Here is a 16,323-nt window from a genome sequence, read left to right on the forward strand (position 1 = left end):
CCTGCGTATTCTACCACCGGAAGGGTTTGGTAAAATGCATGAGGAAATGGGAATTTTGGAACAAGTAAACCTGGCAAAGGAGAGCGTGCAGGCGGCGGACCGGCTCATTGGGGACTACCTGCCCTTCGTCCGCTCGGAGACGGCGAAGTTCTTAAAGCGCCCGCCCCGGGAGGAGGACGATGAGCTGAGCATCGCCATGATCGCTTTCCACGAGGCCATTGGAGGTTACCAGCCCCGGCGGGGCTCTTTCCTAAAGTATGCCGCCCTGCTCATCCGCAGCAGGCTCATCGACTATGAGCGGAAAGAGCGGCGGCACCGGGGCCACCTGTCGTTGGACGCGCCCCAGGGGGAGGAGGAAGGCCTCAGCCTGGGGGACGTCCTTCCCCAGGAGGGGGATGACCAGGAGGAGGCCGCCCACCGCCTTGCCACCCGCCAGGAGATTGAGGAGCTCTCCCGGCAGATGGGGGAGTTTGGGGTAGGCCTCAGCGATGTGGCGGACAACTGCCCCAAGCAGGAGCGCACCATTTCCGCCTGCCGGAGGGCGGTAGAGTACGCCAAGGAAAACCCCTGGCTGCTGGACGAGCTGCTGGAGACTAAGCGGCTGCCCCTGGGGAAGCTCAGCGACGGCAGCGGGGTGGAGCGCAAGACCCTGGAGCGCCACCGAAAGTACCTGGTGGCACTGCTGCTCATCTACACCAATGGGTACGAGATCATCCGGGGCCACCTGGCCCAGGTCCTGAAAGGAGGGAAGGCGCGATGAGCTATCTTGTCATGGAGACGAAGCGGAGCTACGCCGTCCTTCTGGACCAGGAGGGCCGGTTCCTGAAAGCGGCCAACCTCCACTATCAGGTGGGGCAAACGGTGACAGACCCGGTGCTGCTGCGGGAAAAATCCGAGAAGGGCAGGCTCATCCTCCTGTTCGCCGGGGGCGGGGCGGCTCTGGCGGCTGTGGCCGCCTGCCTGGTATTCGCCGTGATTCTCCCCCTGTACCAGCAGGCCACCAGTGTGTACTCCTCCATCTATATGACCATCAACCCCCAGGTGCGCATGGAGCTGAACAAGGCCGGGGACGTAATCGGCCTGGCCCCAACCAACGGGGATGGGGAAACCCTGCTCCAGGGCTACGAGCTTTCTGAGGATGACCCCACAGACGTGGCCGATGACCTGTTGGACCGGGCCATTGCGCTGGGCTTTTTGGAGGAGGGCGGAACGGTGAACTTTTCCATCGACACCCCGGAGGAGGCTCTGTTCCAGGAATACGGCATGGAGCTGCGCCAGGAGGTGGAGGACCACCTGGAGGGGAAGCTCTCCGTGGTGGTGGAAGTGGTGCCCTACGTGGCGGAGGACGTGGAAGCCATGGCGCATCCCACCCCCAGTCCCACGCCTTCCCCCAGCCCCACACCGTCTCCGACCCCGTCGCCAACGCCCACACCCACCCCCAGCCCCACGGCGACGCCGGTTTCCACTCCGGTACCCACACCGGCGCCCACCCCGGTTCCCGCTCCCGTGTACACCGACACGGATTACGGCCCCGGCAGCGACAGCGTCACCGACTACTACGTGCCCCCGGCCCAGCCGGTACAGCCTTCCGGGGACTCCGGCTATGAGGGCGACTCCGGCTACGATGGGGGAGACAGCGGGTATGGCGATTCCGGCTATGATGAGTGATTTTTGAAAAATACTTCCTCCCCACCCCGTTTTTGGAACACGGCCCCCGTATTCTATGGGTGTAAGGCAAAAAGCCAAGCCAATCTATTTGCGAGAGGAGCAAACACCATGAAAAGAAGAAAGTTTTTTGCAGCGGCATCTTCCCTGGCTGTCCTGGCGGCAGCCCTTCTCACCGGCTGCGGAGACGCCCCCCAGGCCGGCAGTGTCCCGGCAGGGACCCTCACCCTCCGGGTGAACCCGGAAATCCAGATCGCCTATGACGAAGAAGGCAAGGTCCTCTCCCTCACCGGGGAGAACGGGGACGGCAAGGAGATCGTGGCGGCCTACCCCGACTACATCGGCAAGGACTGCCAGGTGGTGGTCCAGGAGCTGGTGGAGGAGATCCACGAGGCCGGCTACTTTGTGGAGGAGGTGGAAGGCGAAGGGCGGCGCATTGTCCTGGAACTGGAACCTGGCTCTAAAGAGCCCCGGGACGACTTTTTGGAGGACATGGGCCGCAGTGCGGAGGAAACGGTGAAGGAGCTGAAGCTTTCCTCCCAGGTGAATCTCACCGGCGAGAATGATGGGGATGACGATTCCAAGAAGGACACGGCCTCCAGCCTCACCAAGGACAAGAAGGCTGAAGCCACGCCCAAGCCTGAAAGCAAAGCGCAGACCGGGAGCTCCGCCTCCAAGGCCACCGACTACGGCGACACAGATTACGGCCCCAACAACGATGGCGTCACCGACTATGACGACACGGATTACGGCCCCAACAACGATGGCGTCACCGACTACGACGACACGGACTACGGCCCCAATGGCGATGGAGTGACGGATTACACCCCCACCCCAGCGCCCGCTCCGGCGGCCACCCCGGTCCCCGCCCCGGTGATCGTGGACACGGATTACGGCCCCGGCAGCGACGGGGACACCGACTACTACGTGCCTCCCGTGCAGCCCGTGTACCCCTCCGGGGACTCCGGATACCATGGGGATTCCGGCTATGACGGCGACTCCGGCTACGATGGAGGAGACAGCGGCTATGGCGATTCCGGTTACGACGACTGAGCCCAGGCTGCGCCATGAGGAGAAGCACCAGGTCAACCTGCGGGAGGACCTGGTGCTTTCCCAAAGGCTGGGGAAGCTGTTCCCCCGGGACCCCCACGCCGGGCCCGAGGGCGTCTACCGGGTGGTGAGCCTCTACTTCGACGACCCCTATGACACCGCCCTGCGCCAGAAGCTGGACGGGGTAAACCGCCGGGAGAAGTTCCGCCTGCGGTACTACGGGGAGGCGCCGGGCTTCCTCAAGCTGGAGAAGAAGTGGAAGGTAAACGGCTTGTGCGGCAAACGCGGCGCCAGGCTTACGGTGGAGGAGGGAAGGCGCCTCCTCTCTGGGGAGCGCACATTCCTTCTGGAGCGGGGAGAACCCCTGCTCCTGGAATTTGCCAGCAAGCTCTCCAAACTTTCCCCAAAAACGGTGGTGGCCTACCGGCGGGAGGCCTTCATCTTCGCCCCGGGGAACGTGCGCGTCACTCTGGACCGGGACATCCGCTCCGGCGGCCCGGAGAGTTTTTTCCGGCCGGAAGATCTGCTGCCCGCCCTGCCGGGGGTCACTGTGCTGGAAGTGAAATACAATGAATTCCTGCCGGAGATCGTTTCTCTGGCGGTGCAGACCCCCGACCGGCGGGCAGGGACCTGCTCCAAATACGCCCTGTGCCGCCGATTCGACTGACGAGTAAGGAGGATGACCATGCCCGTGACGTTCCAAGACATTTTTAAGACCAGCTTTCTGGAAAAAGCCGCTGCCGTCCCTCTGCTGGACATGGCCTTCGCCCTGGTGCTTTCCTTCCTGCTGGGGCTGTTTGTGTTCTTCATCTACAAGCAGTGCTACGCCGGGGTGATGTACTCCCCCAGCTTCGGGGTGACGCTGGTGGCCCTGTGCCTCATCACCACCCTGCTCATTTTAACGGTGGTGAGCAACATCGTCCTGTCGTTGGGCATGGTGGGGGCCTTGTCCATCGTCCGGTTCCGCACCGCCATCAAAGAGCCCATGGACATCGCTTTCCTGTTCTGGGCCATCGCCGCAGGGATTGTCCTGGCGGCGGGGCTGGTGTTTCTGGCGGTGGGGGGCAGCCTGTTCATCGGGGCGGTGCTCTACGCTTTCTCCAGGCGCAGGTCGCCGGATACCCCCTACATCCTCATGGTTCACTGCGACAGCGGCGAGGCGGAGAACCGGGCCAAAGAGCTCATCGCCTCCCAGGTGAAGCGGATGCAATTAAAGAGCAAGTCGGTGGAACAGGGCCTGGTGGAGCTCCACTGGGAGGTGCGCCTGAAAGAGGGGGACGCCGCCTTCTTAGACGAGCTGGAGCGCATGGAGGGCGTGGGCCGGGCGGTGCTGGTCTCCTACAACGGGGACTACATGGGGTGAGCCATGGTCACATCAAAGCATGGGGATAAGCTGTGCCTGGCGGGAGCGGCCCTGGCTGTGATTCTCTGCCTGCTACTGTGGGCAGGGGGGAATGCCGGGCTGCTCCTGCCGGCGGAGGAAAATCCTGGGTACGTTTCCCGGCTGTTTGACAAGGGAACGGTTCACATCATCGACCTGCAGGTGGAGGATTGGGAAGCCTTCCTGCAAAGCGCCCCGGAGGAGGCGTACATCCCCGCTACGGTGGAGATCGATGGGGAGGCCTTTCACCAGGTGGGGCTGCGGGCCAAGGGGAACAACTCCCTGCGGCTGACCGAAGAACACGGCCTTTCCCGCTACAGCCTGAAGCTGGAGTTCGACCACTACAGGGAGGGGGGCAGCTATCACGGCCTGGACAAGTTCTCCCTGGACGCCTCCTTCCAGGACAACAGCTACTTGAAAACCTACCTGGCCTATGACATCATGGACTTTCTGGGCGTGCCTGCGCCGCTGCGCAGTTTCGCATGGGTGACGGTGAACGGGGAGCCCTGGGGCCTGTTCTTGGCGGTGGAAGAGCCGGAGGAGTCCTTTGCCCGGCGGAATTTCGGCGTAAACCACGGCCAGCTCTATAAGCCCGATTACCGGCTCCTTTCCGACGAAAACCATGACGTGCACCTGCGCTACATCGACGATGACCCGGAGAGCTACCCGGGCATTTTCGGCAACGCCAAATTTTCTCCCGATGCGGCGGACAAGCGGCGGCTTATCCAGTCCCTGGAAGATCTGAACATCGGAGAAAACCTGGAATCGGCCGTAAACGTGGACGGTGCCCTGCGGTATTTTGTGGGCCAGGTGTTTTTGATGAACTGGGACAGTTACCTGGGCCACACCGGCCACAACTATTTCCTTTACGAGGAGGAGGGGCAGCTCTCCATCCTCCCCTGGGACTACAACCTGGCTTTTGGCACCTACGCCCTGGGCATGAGCGAGCCCATCCGGGACCCCAACGTCCTGATCAATTATCCCATCCTCACCCCCGCCCCCGGGGAGCATATGAAAAACCGCCCACTCTACCACAACCTGATGCAGGTGGAGGAATATTTCCAGCAGTACCAGGCGTACTTCGACTGGTTCCTGGAGGAATACGTGGAGAGCGGCCGGCTTTCCGCCGAACTTTGGGAAGCGGCGGTTCGGATCGCCCCCTATGTGCAGAAAGACCCCACCGCCTTCTGCTCCTATGAGGACCACCGGCTGGCGGTGGAGACCTTAGAGCAGGCCTGCCTGCTCCGAGGAGAGGCCGCCCGGGGTCAGTTGGAGGGCCGCTGCCCCGCCACCCTGGCCCAGCAGCTCCAGCGGCCGGAGGAGGGCGTGGACGCCTCCCACCTGGACCTGGGCGCATTGGGGGACTTTGCAGACCTCAAGCAAGGAATGCGGTAGAGAATCGGGTGCATTCCCGGCCCTTCCTTTTCCCATTTTTAACGCTGCCCACACGGGAACCTCCCAAAGCTCCTGTATACTGAAAGTGAGCCGGAGAGGGGGAATGGATGCATGGCCCTTCCGCAAGTTACAAAAGGCCAGCAAGAAAAAGCGGTGCGCGCTGTTGGGACAGAGACGCTTCTGTCCCCTAGGTGCGCGGCCGCTTTTTGTTTTCCCTCCGGCTCTACGTCATCGGAAAGGAAGTTGCCGACCATGAAAAAGACCTATGTGCTGGACACCAACGTGCTCATCCAGGCGCCCTACGCTCTGAAATGTTTTGAGGACAACCGGATTGTGCTGCCCCTGGCGGTGCTGGAGGAGTTGGACAGTCTCAAATCCACCGAGGGGGAGGCAGGCCGCAACGCCCGCCAGGCCATCCGCTACCTGGAAAGCCTGCGCCTTCGGGGCAACCTGCTGGAAGGGGTGGCCCTCTCCAACGGCGGCAGCCTGCGATTGGAAGTAAACTGCGTGGAGGTCCAGCTGCCCAAGGGGTTTCCCGACCACAAAAACGACAACCGTATCTTAAAGGTCTGTCTGGGGCTTGGGGAGAAAGAACGCCCTGTTATCCTGGTGACCAAGGACATCGTGGTACGGCTGAAAGCCCAGATGCTGGGCATCGAGGCCGAGGACTTCACCACAGAGCAGGCCCCTGTTACTGAGGAGCAGTACACCGGCCGGTGTGAGGTATACGTCAGTGAGAAGAAATTCGAGAACTTCAAAAAGAAGCCGATCTCTTCCGACGACCTGTACCAGGTTGACGAAAGCGGGGAGCGGCTGTCCGTGGCGCTGGTGCCCAATCAGTTTGTGATCTTACGGGCCGACCAATCCGTCAAAAAGACCCAGCTGGGACGGTTTGACGGCAAGCACGTGGTGCCCTTAAAATACCAGCGAAAAAAGCCCTACGGCGTCTCCCCTCGAAACGTGGGCCAGAAGTTTTTGCAGGAGGCACTGCTCACCGGGCCGGAGGAAGCTCCCTTGGTCATTGTCAAGGGCATGGCGGGCACAGCCAAGACTTTCTATACCCTGGCCGTGGGTCTGGACGCCATGCTGGAGCGGGAGGAGCCGGTGTACCGGCGCATCCTCATCAGCCGGCCCAACGCCCAGTTTGACGACGACATCGGGTTCCTGCCGGGGGACGAGGGGGAAAAGATCGCGCCCCTTCTTCGGCCCGTCATCGACAACCTGGAGCTCTTGGTGGACCAGGATGAGAAGGAGCGTTACGCCGATGAGCGCAGCCTCTCCGGGAAGATCGAGGAGCTGTTCGACCGGGGGTACATCGCGGCCCAGGCCTTAAACTTCATCCGGGGCCGTTCCGTCACCAAAACGTACCTTATCATCGACGAGGCCCAGAACCTGACCCCCAAGCAGGCCAAGGGCATCATCACCCGGGCAGGGCTGGGCACCAAAATCATCCTGCTGGGAGACCCCCAACAGATAGACAACCCCCTGCTGGATGAGCGCACCAACGGCCTCTCCTATGCCGCGGAGAAGATGAAGGGCAGCCCCCTCTGCTACCAGATCACCATGGCCCCGGAGGAATGCGAGCGTTCCGCCTTAGCCATGGATGCTGTGACCAGGATGTGAAGCCTCAGGCTCATTCCCCAAACTTCACACAGTCCTAACCTGGCCTTTTCCTTGGTGCGGTAGAAAGGCAGGCTTGTTTCTCTTAGAATAGGAGTGGAAGCTGGGGTATTATGCCCAACCCAAGGAGGACTATATGAGACTTCGGAAATTTGTGACATTGCTGCTGGTCCTTTTGACCACAGCGATGCTTTTCGCTGGCTGTGACAGTGCCAGGGACAGCGGCGCCGACGCCGTGCTGGGCAGCGGCGGAAAAATATTGAGGATCGTGTCCGGCTCGGAAAACCGGGAGCTGGAACCTATTTTAGAGGCCTTCGCCAAATCGGAAGGCGTGCGCATCGAGATGAGCTACCAGGGCTCCCTGGACATTATGCGGGCTCTGGAGGAGGACTCCTTTTCCTATGACGCCGTGTGGCCCGCCAGCTCCCTGTGGCTGGACGCGGCTGACACGCCCCTGAATCTCAAGCATGCCGAGTCCATCTCCATCACCCCGGTGGTGTTCGGCATCCGGCAGAGCCTGGCCCAGGAGCTGGGCCTTGTGGGAAAGGAGGTTTCGGTGGGGGATTTGCTGGAGCCCATCCGCAGCGGGGCGCTGAAATTCTGCATGACCAGCGCCACCCAGTCCAACTCCGGGGCCAGCGCCTACATCGGGTTCCTCTACGCCCTGCTGGGGAACCCGGAGGCTCTCACCGCAGAGGATTTGGAAAGCGAAGCTCTCCATGACCAAATGACCGAACTCCTCTCCGGGGTGGACCGTTCCTCTGGCAGCTCCGACTGGCTGAAAGATATGTTCCTCCAAGGGGACTTTGACGCCATGGTCAACTACGAGTGCTTGGTGATCCAGGCCAACCAGGAGCTGGAAGTCCAGGGCCGGGAGCCCCTGTATGTGGTGTATCCCACCGACGGCCTGACCATCGCCGACTCCCCCCTGGCCTATGTGGACCAGGGGGATGGGGAGAAGGAGGGGCTATTTCTGAAATTGCAGGAGTACCTGCTCTCTGACGAAATCCAGAGCGCCATCCAACGCACGGGGCGGCGGTCCAGCTACACCGGGGTGAATGAGGAAAACCGGGACGTGTTCCGAGAGGACTGGGGCCTGCAGCCGGACCGGGTGCTCTCCCCCATGAAGATGCCCGCCCAGGAGGTACTGTTCCAGGCCCTGGATCTGTACCAGACGGAATTCAAAAAGCCCTCCCTCAACGTCTACTGCCTGGACTACTCCGGCAGCATGGACGGGGAGGGGAACCAGCAGCTGGAAGAGGCTATGGAGCAGCTGCTCATCCAATCCAACGCCCAGGAACATTTCCTCCAGGCCTCCAGCCGGGAGGTGAACATCCTCATCCCCTTCAGCGGCGAGCCCATGGAAGTCTGCACCGCCCAGGGCAACGGGGCGGAGCTGGAAGCCCTGAACACTACTGTGCAGGATTTAGCGCCAGGTGGCGGCACCGATATGTACGCTGCCGCCCTCCGGGGGCTGGAGGAGCTGAAAAACTACGACCTGGCCCAGTACACCCCGGCCATCATCCTGCTGACAGACGGCCAGTCCGAGGGCTCCTTCCGGGAGTTTGCCGACGCCTACCAGGAGCAGGGGGCCCAGGTGCCGGTGTTTTCCATCATGTTCGGGGATGCGGACGAGAGCCAGCTGGAGGACCTGGCGGAGCTCACCAATGCGAGAGTTTTCGACGGCCGGGAGGACCTGGTGGGGGCCTTCCGCAGCGTAAAGGGGTATAACTGATGAGGGAATGGAAACGGGTGCTCTTTGCTGCCATCTCCGCGGCGGGGCTGTTTTTGCTGCTGTTCCTGGTGCTCAAGTGGCATCCCCTGGTGGGGCTGGCCCTGTCCGCGGGGCTCTATGGGGGCGTCTACCTGCTGCTGGCCCCCAAGGCCAAGGAGCAGACCTTGCGCATGACCTACGGTGTGGATGAAGAAGAATACCAGGCGGTTCTGGCGGAAGCCCGCAAAGACTTGGCTGTGCTGGCCCAGGCGGAGGAAATTATGGACAGCCCCCAGGATAGGGACCAGGTCCGCCGGTTGTGGACCACTGGCAGCAGCCTGGTAAGCTACCTGGAAAAGGAGCCGGGGAAGCTCCCCCAGGCTCGGCAGTTTTTCCTCTACTACCTGGACACCGCCGCCCACCTGCTGGAGCGGTACCAGGCCTTTCAGAAAGCGGGGGTGCGCTCGCCGGAGGTGGTGGACCTGCTACAGCGCACCGAGCAGGCCCTGCCCCTGCTCAACCAGGCCTTTGAAAAGCAGTACGACCAGTTGCTGGCCGGGGAGCTGATGGACACCCAGGTGGAGATCGACGTGCTGAAAGCGGCCTTGGGGCCGGAGCTTCTGCCAAAGGAGGGGACGAAATGAAAGCGAAGTGGATAGGCCTGCTGCTCCTCATCGTGGTGGCCCTGGGGGCCGTGGGCTATGTGTGGTTCTCCCAGTCCACCCAGGTGACGGAGATCACCGGCTATGTGGGGGGCGAGAAGATCGGCCTGCTGGAAGATGAACAGGTTCAGAAAATTCTGAAAGACAAATACCGCCTGTCCCTGGACTACAACCGGGCGGGCTCCATCGAGATGGTGACCACCCTGGACCGCACCGGCCAGGATTTCCTGTTCCCTTCCAACCAGACGGCTCTGGAGCTGTTCGAGCGGGAGGGCGGCTCCCCAGAAAAGAGCCAGATTGTCTTTAACACCCCCATCGTGCTGTACACCCATGCCGCGGTGGCGGAAGCCCTGACTGCCGAGGGTGTGTTCTCCCAGAGCGGCGGGGTGCTCACTGCGGATATGGAACAGCTGGTGGCGCTGATGGAGTCCGGCGCCCAGTGGAGCGACGTGGGCCTGCCGGAGCTGTACGGCAGCGTCACCGTGGGCACCACCGACCCGGCCAAGTCCAACTCCGGCAATATGTTCGCGGGGCTGTTGGCCAATGTGCTCTGCGGCGGCTCCGTGGGGGAGGAGGACCTGCCGGAATTGCTGCCCCGGCTCCAGGCTTTGTTCCAGAAGCTGGGGTACATGGAAAGCTCCTCCTCGGACCTGTTCGACCAGTTTTTGAAAACCGGCATGGGGGCAAAACCCCTCATCGCCGGGTACGAGAGCCAGCTGTTGGAGTTCGCCGTGCAGGAGCCGGAGACCTGGGAGCAGATCAAAGGGGACATCGTGCTGGTGTACCCTACCCCCACGGTGTGGTCCTCCCATGTGTTCATCGCCCTGGATGAGGCCGGGGCCCAGGGCATCGACGCCCTGCTGGACGAGGAGGTGCAGCGCCTGGCCTGGGAGAACCACGGCTTCCGCACCGGAGTGTACGACGCCCCCACGGACACCGCCCAATTCGGGGTGGAGGGTGTGGCGGAGGAGGTCATCCAGGTGGCCCCCATGCCCGGCGCCCCGGTGATGGAGGCCATCATCGCCGCCCTTTCGTAAGGAGGAACAATCTATGTGGAAGTGGAGCTTGCTGGCCCTGGGGCTGGGCCTGTTGTTTGCCGTCCTCGCCTGGTCGGGGCTGCGGCGGCGCAGTAGCTGGCGGGACGGGGAAAAGCTCTGGGGCCAGGTGGCAGGGGTCAGCGTCACCCCCGCCTGGAACGGCGCCGATTCCATGGACGGGGACCGCTCCCCCGCCAGGGTGATTTTGCATCTTTCCCTGGAAGGGCGGGAGGTCTCCCTGCAAAAGGATTTCCCCAAAGTGCTGGCCGCCCCTGCCCTGGGCCAGCGGGTGCGGGTGCTGTACCGCCGCTCCACCGGGGAGTGGGCCCTGTGGAAGGACATCCGCTCCTGGTGGGTGCTGTGGGCGATTTTGGCGGCGGTGGCTGTGGCAGTGTTTCTCCTCTTGCTGCTGGGCGGAAAAACCGTGGCGGCCCAGCTCTCCGACTACACCGTAGACCACCCCAACCCGGCAGGCAGCGGGCTGGCCCTGCTCGTGGGCTTTGGGGCCGGGGCAACGGGGGCGGCCCTTGCTTGGGGCCTGTTCCTGCCTGTGCTGCGGGACGCCTTCCGCCCCCTTGCCTGGGTTGCCCGCTCCCTATTGGGCCAGTGGGAGCCGCGCCAAGCCAAATTTGTGGGCTGGGTGCAGGAGTCCGACGGGGACGGCGGGGTCCGTTCCTACCCCTTGTTCTCCCTGGGGCAGGGCCAGGACTTTTTCCCGGCCGTCACCCGGCAAAAGCATTTCGCACCGGGGGACATTCTCACCGTTTACAAGAGCCCCAAGGGCCGGTTCTCCCTGGAGCCGGAACCTCTCGACTACCTGCTCCTTCCCCTCCACCTGCTGCCGGTTTTCTTTGTGGGGCTGTTCGTCCTCTGCCTTTTGGTGACGGCGGCCTTTCTGCTGGGGACGGGTGTTGCAGGGCTGGCAGCCTCCCTTTGACGGGGCTGTCGTTTGCCTCTAACCACTTTTTGCGGAGTTGATACCACATGGACCAGTTGATCATATATGGCAGCCAATACGGCACCACCCAGCGGTACGCAGAACGGTTTTCGGAGCTAACCCGCCTGCCCTGTATCCGTAGCGAGGCGGTGAAAGACCTCTCTTGCTATGGCCGGGTCATCCACTTCGGCGGCCTGTACGCCGGCGGGGTCAAGGGCCTGCGAAGGACCCTCCGAGCCCTGGGGGAGCACACTGGGCTGGTCATTGTCACCGTGGGGCTGGCGGATGTGACGGATGAGGAGAACCTCGCCAATATCCGGAACGCACTGAAGCGGCAGGTGCCCGGCCATCTCTTGGAGAAAACCCAGGTGTTCCACCTGCGGGGCGGCATCGATTACCGGAAGCTGAGTCTCAAGCACAAGGCCATGATGACGCTCCTCTATCACAGCGTAAAAAACCAGCCGGAAGAGCAGAAAACTGCGGAGACACGTGCCATGATCGAGACCTTCAACAAGGCGGTGGACTTTGTGGACTTCAGCGCACTGGAACCCATTGCGGGGGCGGTTCGCTAAACCGATGCTGGGGACGGGTTAGAAAGCGCCGGGAGTGAACCCGGCCTTTCTTTTTCCCATTTTTAACGCTGCCCACACGGGAACCTCCCAAAGCTCCTGTATACGGAAAGTGAGCTGGAGAGGGGGAATGGATGCATGGCCCTTCCGAAACTTACAAAAGGCCAGCAAGAAAAAGCGGTGCGCGCTGTTGGGGAGAGACGCTTCTGTCCCCCAAGTGTGCGGCCGCTTTTTTGTTTCCCTTCCGGCCCTACGCCATCCGGAAAGGATGTTGCCGACCATGAAAAGACCTATGTGCTCATCCAGGCTCCCTACACAGTGATTTATGCGGTGATATTCCCATACGTTTGGCCGCCCACAAAGTGGCAACAATCTGCCCATGCCCCGCCGATGACAGGAGAAGGAAAACATGGTATCCTGGTAGTGTGAAAACTTGGGCCAAGACCCCAAAGGAGGATACCAGCTATGAAATACTGCCCGTTTTGCGGTGCTGAGCTTCTGCCCGGCGCCCTTTCTTTTTGCCCGGAGTGTGGGGAAGCCCTGCCTGCGTACCAGACCAATGTCCAAGAGCCGGCTGCTCCCACCCAAGAGAAGCGCCGGAAGCGAAGCCAGAAATCCCAGGCCGCTCCCGAAGTAGATCCCAACTACGACGGCTATTATGACGATGTGGAACCCATAGACACCGACCGGGAGCGGGAGGGGATGGACACCCACCTCATGGGGAAAGTGGCATTGGTCTGCCTGGGGGTGGCCCTGGTAATTGGCGGATGTGTGGCGGCTCTTTTTCTACTGTGAGTGTTGTAAAATTCGGATCTCCGCCGTGTAATAGGAATAGACGTCAAATCAGAGGAGGTAGGAAAGATGAAATACATCGCAAAAGGCCTGGTGGAACAGGGCTCCACCGAGCATATCCTGAAGATCCAGCGGGGCGGCCACACCTTCCAGCTGACGGGGATCCAGGCGGGGCTGTGGTTCAACGGCCGGTTCGGCTTTGCCAAGGCAGAGGAGAATAACCACTGGCATCGGAAGGAGCTGCGGCATCTCCAGCGGATGGGCCTGGCAGAAGTGACGGAAGACAGTTCCGCCGGGGAGTACCGGGCCTTGACCCAGTGCGTCCTTATCCCCGCAAAATCTGGCAAGCTGCGGCTCCCTCTGAACAAGCAGGAAGCCCAGACGCTCCAATGGCTGCGGGAAGCGGGGCTGCGTCTCACCATGGCAGAGTTGGTCTCCCTGGAGGAACACGGGGTAAAACCTGTGCCGGAACTCCTGGGGGAGGAAAACAGCCAGACGCTGACGGAGACCATCTACACCCAGGAGACCATCCAGGATACTATTCTGGAGGCCCAGATGGAGCACGCCTTCTGCCGGGATCGCGTGGTAAAAGCGGTACTGGGGCTGCTGAAGAAGAGGAGGGTGTTGGTGCTGTGAGGGATCGTATGTGGCTGTTGATCCGCAAACTCCCTCCCCCCCTGTGAAAACAGGCCCTCCTCCGGTTTGCCGGAGCGGGGGCCTGTTTTGTTTTGCTGATCGTGACGGCGCTGGTCTACTGTGACCCTGCGCTTTGCTGGCCATTTCTGCTGTGCGGCGCTGTCTGCGCCGGCTTGGGTGTTCTCCTGGTCCGGCGCATCGCACAGGGGAGGTTTGTGGTGTTGGAAGGCACCGTCCAAAAAGTGGGGAAGACCCTGTTCCGCAGCCGCCCAAAGGCTGTCATCGCAGCCCGTGACGGCCGGTTGGTGAAAGTCTACCTCCGGGGCCGGCGCTGGGGCCTATCGGAAGGGGTCAGGCTTTGCCTCTATGCGGCGGACAACACCCCAGTCTACGAGCAAGACGGCGTCCTGGTGCTGGGCGGGTATTTAGTGGGGGAGCAAATCGGGCAGGAATAAGACAGAAGTATTATGGTGGAGCAGCTTTTTTGTGCAAATCATGGGAACGATTCCTGATGCGATACTCAAAACTAACATAAGAGATGAGGGCTGAAAAGTGAAACCCGCAAACAGGATTTATGTTATTTATTATGTTAGAAGAAGATTTGGCAAGTGACCAAATCTCGATCAAGGAATATATGGACCCGTTTACGGGTAGCAAGAGAAAGTAGGCAAAAGAAAACAGCCGCTTTTAGCGGCTGCCTGTAGTAGTGATGCGATGACAAACCCTCAGTACCCCTTCCAGGGAGTCAGCAAGTACTGACCCCTCTGGGGTCTGAGCAAACCACTAGTTTACTAGTGGTTTTGATTTTTTATATGGGGGAATGCAATGTGAGAAGATTTCGCTGGGCGCTGTTACCAGCAGCCCTGTGCCTGGGTGTGTGGGTGCTGCTCTGGTTTGTGCTGTTTTTGGGCTATGTCCCTTCGGCCTCCATGGAGCCCACCATTCCGGCAGGAAGTGTGATTTTAGGGAGCCGGATCTTCGGGGAACTGGAGCGGGATGATGTGGTCATCTTCCGCCACGAGGGAAAGACCCTGGTGAAGCGCATCGCAGCGGGGGAGGGGGACAGAGTTTACTTGGACGACGAGAGCGGCAGCATCTCGGTGAATGAACCGCTGCCCGGCGCCAGCTGTGTCTTGACTGTGCCGAAGGGCTGCTTCTTTGTGGTGGGGGATAACCGGGAGGCGTCAGCGGACAGTAGGAAATGGCTTTTGCCGTTCTTGGAGGAGAAAGAGATTTTGGCCGTTATTTTGCCTTCTTATTCCGCCGGGCCCGCTCCTCCGGAAAGGAGATGATGTTCTCCGGACTAGGCTGCGCAGCCTCTCCCAGGGGTTTCCGGCAGGCGATGGCCCGCACCGCCAGTACCAACACAAGCCCTGCCGAGAACCCGACGAAGTCCAGCCACACGTCCTGGAGCTGGGAGCCCCGGTTTGTAAAGATCTGGATGGTCTCGTCGATGGCGGCCACAAAGAACCCGCCGCAGAAGAGATGCGCTGCCGGGTGGAAGCTCACCTTCCGGAACAGGGCCAGCAGGCCGGCGGACAGCCCGCCCAGGCAGGCGAATTCCGTGAAGTGGGCCAGTTTGCGCACAAAATGCACCAGCTGTTCCTGGTTGGGGAACAGATCTTTTAAAAAGCCGGGCAGAAAACCCAGCACCCCTACGCTCAAGTCGTGGGACTCGGCCTTGCTCACCAGGGAGTTGCCCCAGATAAACCCCAGGTTGCACAGCAGGAGCAACGTCAGGATGAGGGCGGCGGTTTTGCGTTTCGTGGTCATGGGTGTCCTTCTCTCATTTCGATTCTGAGGCTATTATACCACAAGTCAAAGGGGAAGGGGCGGGAATTTTCTGAAAAGAATCTTAACAAAAGATAACGGCGGCCTTTCCAGGAAGGGCCGCCCTGTAAGGGAGGGCCCTGTCCGAAAGCCCCTTGACAGAAGCCGTTTGTTTGCCGGATAATAGGAAAAACGGAAAGGGGAGCTCGCTATGGCCGCCGCCAAACCACCCAAACCGGAGAAACACACTGCCTTTTGCTACTCTTTTACCCCCAGGGAGATGTGGTACTTCCTCTTTGGCAAAAAGATCTGCCCCCGCTGCGGAGGCGTCCTGTGCAGGGAAAAGGGCTATGTGACCCTCCACGGGGAGATGCCTCACTCCCGCGATAAGCCCAACCGGATCGACGCCAGCCGGGTGAAATGCTACCGGTATCGCTACGCCTGCGATGCCTGCGGCGCCGTCTTTCCCCTGGGGGAGCTGGCCGGGGGCGGAAGGTAGGTCCGTGCCGGAGCAGGCCGTAAAAGGCCTGCTCCATTTTTACGCCTTCATCTCCACAAACCACCGGCCGGAGGCCTCGTACAGGCAGGTTTCCCTGCCCTTGATTTTCACCAGGTATCTCCTCGCCACTTCCCCGGTGGTGGGGGCCTTGCCCCGGGAGGCCTCCCGGCTGTCCTCCACGTCGTACACTTGGCCTGTGGCCAGCACGATTTTCTGGGGCCGCACGCCCCCGTCGATGTAGTGGGTGGCCACCACTTCCACATATTGTTTCCGGCGGCAGGTGCTTATCATGTGGACACAGCTCCTCTCGAATGCGAATATACGTTCGATAATCTGAAACCATTATAGAACATTCATTCGATTTTCGCAACCCCCAATTTTTGGATCAAAGCACCATTGTATCCCCAGGGCGTCTGTGATAAGATGAGAGAAAAGAAAGGGGGCGCTCCATGGAACCGAAAAGCTATCTCGCCATCGACTTGAATAATGCCGAGAAATAGAAAAAGCCGAAACAGCAAAGAAAAGCAAGTAAAATGCGGTGGGAATCAAAAAAACTCGGCATTACCTGCTATACTTGTAACAACTAAATATAGCAG

General features: G+C 60.9%; 19 protein-coding genes and 1 pseudogene. 18 read left to right on the top strand and 2 right to left on the bottom strand.

Annotated features, from left to right (window positions below):
* The first annotated feature begins 34 nt into the window (after positions 1 to 34).
* The 17 genes and pseudogenes from ODJ80_RS03905 to lepB all read left to right on the top strand — a co-directional run bounded on the left by ODJ80_RS03905 (position 35) and on the right by lepB (position 14,750).
* A complete protein-coding gene (locus tag ODJ80_RS03905; RefSeq protein ID WP_263041001.1) occupies positions 35 to 760 on the top strand; it encodes a sigma-70 family RNA polymerase sigma factor in 726 nt (241 codons plus the stop codon).
* On the top strand, positions 757 to 1,668 hold the full coding sequence (locus tag ODJ80_RS03910; protein WP_263041002.1) for an anti-sigma-I factor RsgI family protein: 912 nt from the start codon (positions 757 to 759) through the stop codon (positions 1,666 to 1,668). Before ODJ80_RS03905 ends, ODJ80_RS03910 begins: the two co-directional genes overlap by 4 nt.
* Positions 1,669 to 1,776: 108 nt before the next feature.
* On the top strand, positions 1,777 to 2,718 hold the full coding sequence (locus tag ODJ80_RS03915; protein WP_263041003.1) for an MSCRAMM family adhesin SdrC: 942 nt from the start codon (positions 1,777 to 1,779) through the stop codon (positions 2,716 to 2,718).
* Entirely contained in the window at positions 2,693 to 3,382 is a 690-nt protein-coding gene (locus ODJ80_RS03920; RefSeq protein WP_263041004.1) for a polyphosphate polymerase domain-containing protein, read from the top strand. Before ODJ80_RS03915 ends, ODJ80_RS03920 begins: the two co-directional genes overlap by 26 nt.
* Before the next feature lie 24 nt (positions 3,383 to 3,406).
* Positions 3,407 to 4,078, top strand: a complete 672-nt coding sequence (locus tag ODJ80_RS03925) for a DUF4956 domain-containing protein (RefSeq protein WP_263041005.1) — start codon at positions 3,407 to 3,409, stop codon at positions 4,076 to 4,078.
* 3 nt (positions 4,079 to 4,081) lie between these two features.
* On the top strand, positions 4,082 to 5,491 hold the full coding sequence (locus tag ODJ80_RS03930) for a CotH kinase family protein (protein ID WP_263041006.1): 1,410 nt from the start codon (positions 4,082 to 4,084) through the stop codon (positions 5,489 to 5,491).
* Between the two features lie 252 nt (positions 5,492 to 5,743).
* The gene (locus ODJ80_RS03935; protein ID WP_263041007.1) at positions 5,744 to 7,114 is read left to right on the top strand and encodes a PhoH family protein; all 1,371 of its coding nucleotides are present in this window, start codon (positions 5,744 to 5,746) and stop codon (positions 7,112 to 7,114) included.
* Positions 7,115 to 7,247: 133 nt separating this feature from the next.
* Positions 7,248 to 8,846: a substrate-binding and vWA domain-containing protein gene (locus ODJ80_RS03940; RefSeq protein WP_263041008.1), complete on the top strand. Its 1,599-nt coding sequence runs from the start codon at positions 7,248 to 7,250 to the stop codon at positions 8,844 to 8,846.
* On the top strand, positions 8,846 to 9,469 hold the full coding sequence (locus ODJ80_RS03945) for a 5-bromo-4-chloroindolyl phosphate hydrolysis family protein (RefSeq protein ID WP_263041009.1): 624 nt from the start codon (positions 8,846 to 8,848) through the stop codon (positions 9,467 to 9,469). The genes ODJ80_RS03940 and ODJ80_RS03945 overlap by 1 nt, the downstream gene beginning before the upstream one ends.
* Positions 9,466 to 10,524, top strand: coding sequence for a substrate-binding domain-containing protein (locus ODJ80_RS03950; protein WP_263041010.1), 1,059 nt, complete (start codon positions 9,466 to 9,468; stop codon positions 10,522 to 10,524). The genes ODJ80_RS03945 and ODJ80_RS03950 overlap by 4 nt, the downstream gene beginning before the upstream one ends.
* Positions 10,525 to 10,537: 13 nt before the next feature.
* A complete protein-coding gene (locus tag ODJ80_RS03955) occupies positions 10,538 to 11,461 on the top strand; it encodes a hypothetical protein (protein ID WP_263041011.1) in 924 nt (307 codons plus the stop codon).
* A gap of 47 nt (positions 11,462 to 11,508) precedes the next feature.
* A complete protein-coding gene (locus ODJ80_RS03960; protein WP_263041012.1) occupies positions 11,509 to 12,033 on the top strand; it encodes a flavodoxin domain-containing protein in 525 nt (174 codons plus the stop codon).
* Between the two features lie 462 nt (positions 12,034 to 12,495).
* Complete coding sequence (locus ODJ80_RS03965; RefSeq protein WP_263041013.1) at positions 12,496 to 12,825, top strand: zinc ribbon domain-containing protein; 330 nt, start codon at positions 12,496 to 12,498, stop codon at positions 12,823 to 12,825.
* Positions 12,826 to 12,891: 66 nt separating this feature from the next.
* The gene (locus ODJ80_RS03970) at positions 12,892 to 13,458 is read left to right on the top strand and encodes a hypothetical protein (RefSeq protein ID WP_263041014.1); all 567 of its coding nucleotides are present in this window, start codon (positions 12,892 to 12,894) and stop codon (positions 13,456 to 13,458) included.
* Positions 13,459 to 13,550: 92 nt separating this feature from the next.
* On the top strand, positions 13,551 to 13,913 hold the full coding sequence (locus ODJ80_RS03975) for a hypothetical protein (RefSeq protein ID WP_263041015.1): 363 nt from the start codon (positions 13,551 to 13,553) through the stop codon (positions 13,911 to 13,913).
* Between the two features lie 134 nt (positions 13,914 to 14,047).
* Positions 14,048 to 14,125, top strand: a pseudogene (locus ODJ80_RS14165) (IS200/IS605 family transposase); the annotation flags it as partial.
* Positions 14,126 to 14,285: 160 nt separating this feature from the next.
* On the top strand, positions 14,286 to 14,750 hold the full coding sequence (gene lepB / locus ODJ80_RS03980; RefSeq protein ID WP_263041016.1) for a signal peptidase I: 465 nt from the start codon (positions 14,286 to 14,288) through the stop codon (positions 14,748 to 14,750).
* Here lepB and ODJ80_RS03985 read toward each other — a convergent pair.
* Positions 14,701 to 15,231 (bottom strand): VanZ family protein, encoded by a 531-nt coding sequence (locus ODJ80_RS03985; protein WP_263041017.1) that lies wholly within the window; start codon positions 15,229 to 15,231, stop codon positions 14,701 to 14,703. The genes lepB and ODJ80_RS03985 overlap by 50 nt on opposite strands.
* A gap of 208 nt (positions 15,232 to 15,439) precedes the next feature.
* On the opposite strand from ODJ80_RS03985, the gene ODJ80_RS03990 reads away from it, so the two are divergent.
* On the top strand, positions 15,440 to 15,727 hold the full coding sequence (locus ODJ80_RS03990; RefSeq protein ID WP_263041018.1) for a hypothetical protein: 288 nt from the start codon (positions 15,440 to 15,442) through the stop codon (positions 15,725 to 15,727).
* A 39-nt stretch (positions 15,728 to 15,766) separates the two neighbouring features.
* On the opposite strand, the gene ODJ80_RS03995 is transcribed toward ODJ80_RS03990, so the two are convergent.
* Positions 15,767 to 16,018, bottom strand: coding sequence for a hypothetical protein (locus ODJ80_RS03995; RefSeq protein WP_263041019.1), 252 nt, complete (start codon positions 16,016 to 16,018; stop codon positions 15,767 to 15,769).
* Positions 16,019 to 16,323: the final 305 nt, after the last annotated feature.

The sequence above is a fragment of the Acutalibacter sp. LFL-21 genome, assembly GCF_025630755.1.
Taxonomy (GTDB): Bacteria; Bacillota; Clostridia; order Oscillospirales; family Acutalibacteraceae; genus Acutalibacter; species Acutalibacter stercoravium.

What these genes read in the sequence shown, in the direction of transcription:
- ODJ80_RS03930 (WP_263041006.1), top strand. Translation starts at nt 4,082, where the DNA reads ATGGTCACATCAAAGCATGGGGATAAGCTGTGCCTGGCGGGAGCGGCC.
- ODJ80_RS03960 (WP_263041012.1), top strand. Translation starts at nt 11,509, where the DNA reads ATGGACCAGTTGATCATATATGGCAGCCAATACGGCACCACCCAGCGG.
- ODJ80_RS03915 (WP_263041003.1), top strand. Translation starts at nt 1,777, where the DNA reads ATGAAAAGAAGAAAGTTTTTTGCAGCGGCATCTTCCCTGGCTGTCCTG.
- ODJ80_RS03990 (WP_263041018.1), top strand. Translation starts at nt 15,440, where the DNA reads ATGGCCGCCGCCAAACCACCCAAACCGGAGAAACACACTGCCTTTTGC.
- ODJ80_RS03920 (WP_263041004.1), top strand. Translation starts at nt 2,693, where the DNA reads ATGGCGATTCCGGTTACGACGACTGAGCCCAGGCTGCGCCATGAGGAG.
- ODJ80_RS03965 (WP_263041013.1), top strand. Translation starts at nt 12,496, where the DNA reads ATGAAATACTGCCCGTTTTGCGGTGCTGAGCTTCTGCCCGGCGCCCTT.
- ODJ80_RS03995 (WP_263041019.1), bottom strand. Translation starts at nt 16,018, where the DNA reads ATGATAAGCACCTGCCGCCGGAAACAATATGTGGAAGTGGTGGCCACC.
- ODJ80_RS03950 (WP_263041010.1), top strand. Translation starts at nt 9,466, where the DNA reads ATGAAAGCGAAGTGGATAGGCCTGCTGCTCCTCATCGTGGTGGCCCTG.
- ODJ80_RS03970 (WP_263041014.1), top strand. Translation starts at nt 12,892, where the DNA reads ATGAAATACATCGCAAAAGGCCTGGTGGAACAGGGCTCCACCGAGCAT.
- ODJ80_RS03935 (WP_263041007.1), top strand. Translation starts at nt 5,744, where the DNA reads ATGAAAAAGACCTATGTGCTGGACACCAACGTGCTCATCCAGGCGCCC.
- ODJ80_RS03985 (WP_263041017.1), bottom strand. Translation starts at nt 15,231, where the DNA reads ATGACCACGAAACGCAAAACCGCCGCCCTCATCCTGACGTTGCTCCTG.
- ODJ80_RS03955 (WP_263041011.1), top strand. Translation starts at nt 10,538, where the DNA reads ATGTGGAAGTGGAGCTTGCTGGCCCTGGGGCTGGGCCTGTTGTTTGCC.
- ODJ80_RS03940 (WP_263041008.1), top strand. Translation starts at nt 7,248, where the DNA reads ATGAGACTTCGGAAATTTGTGACATTGCTGCTGGTCCTTTTGACCACA.
- ODJ80_RS03945 (WP_263041009.1), top strand. Translation starts at nt 8,846, where the DNA reads ATGAGGGAATGGAAACGGGTGCTCTTTGCTGCCATCTCCGCGGCGGGG.
- ODJ80_RS03910 (WP_263041002.1), top strand. Translation starts at nt 757, where the DNA reads ATGAGCTATCTTGTCATGGAGACGAAGCGGAGCTACGCCGTCCTTCTG.
- ODJ80_RS03905 (WP_263041001.1), top strand. Translation starts at nt 35, where the DNA reads ATGCATGAGGAAATGGGAATTTTGGAACAAGTAAACCTGGCAAAGGAG.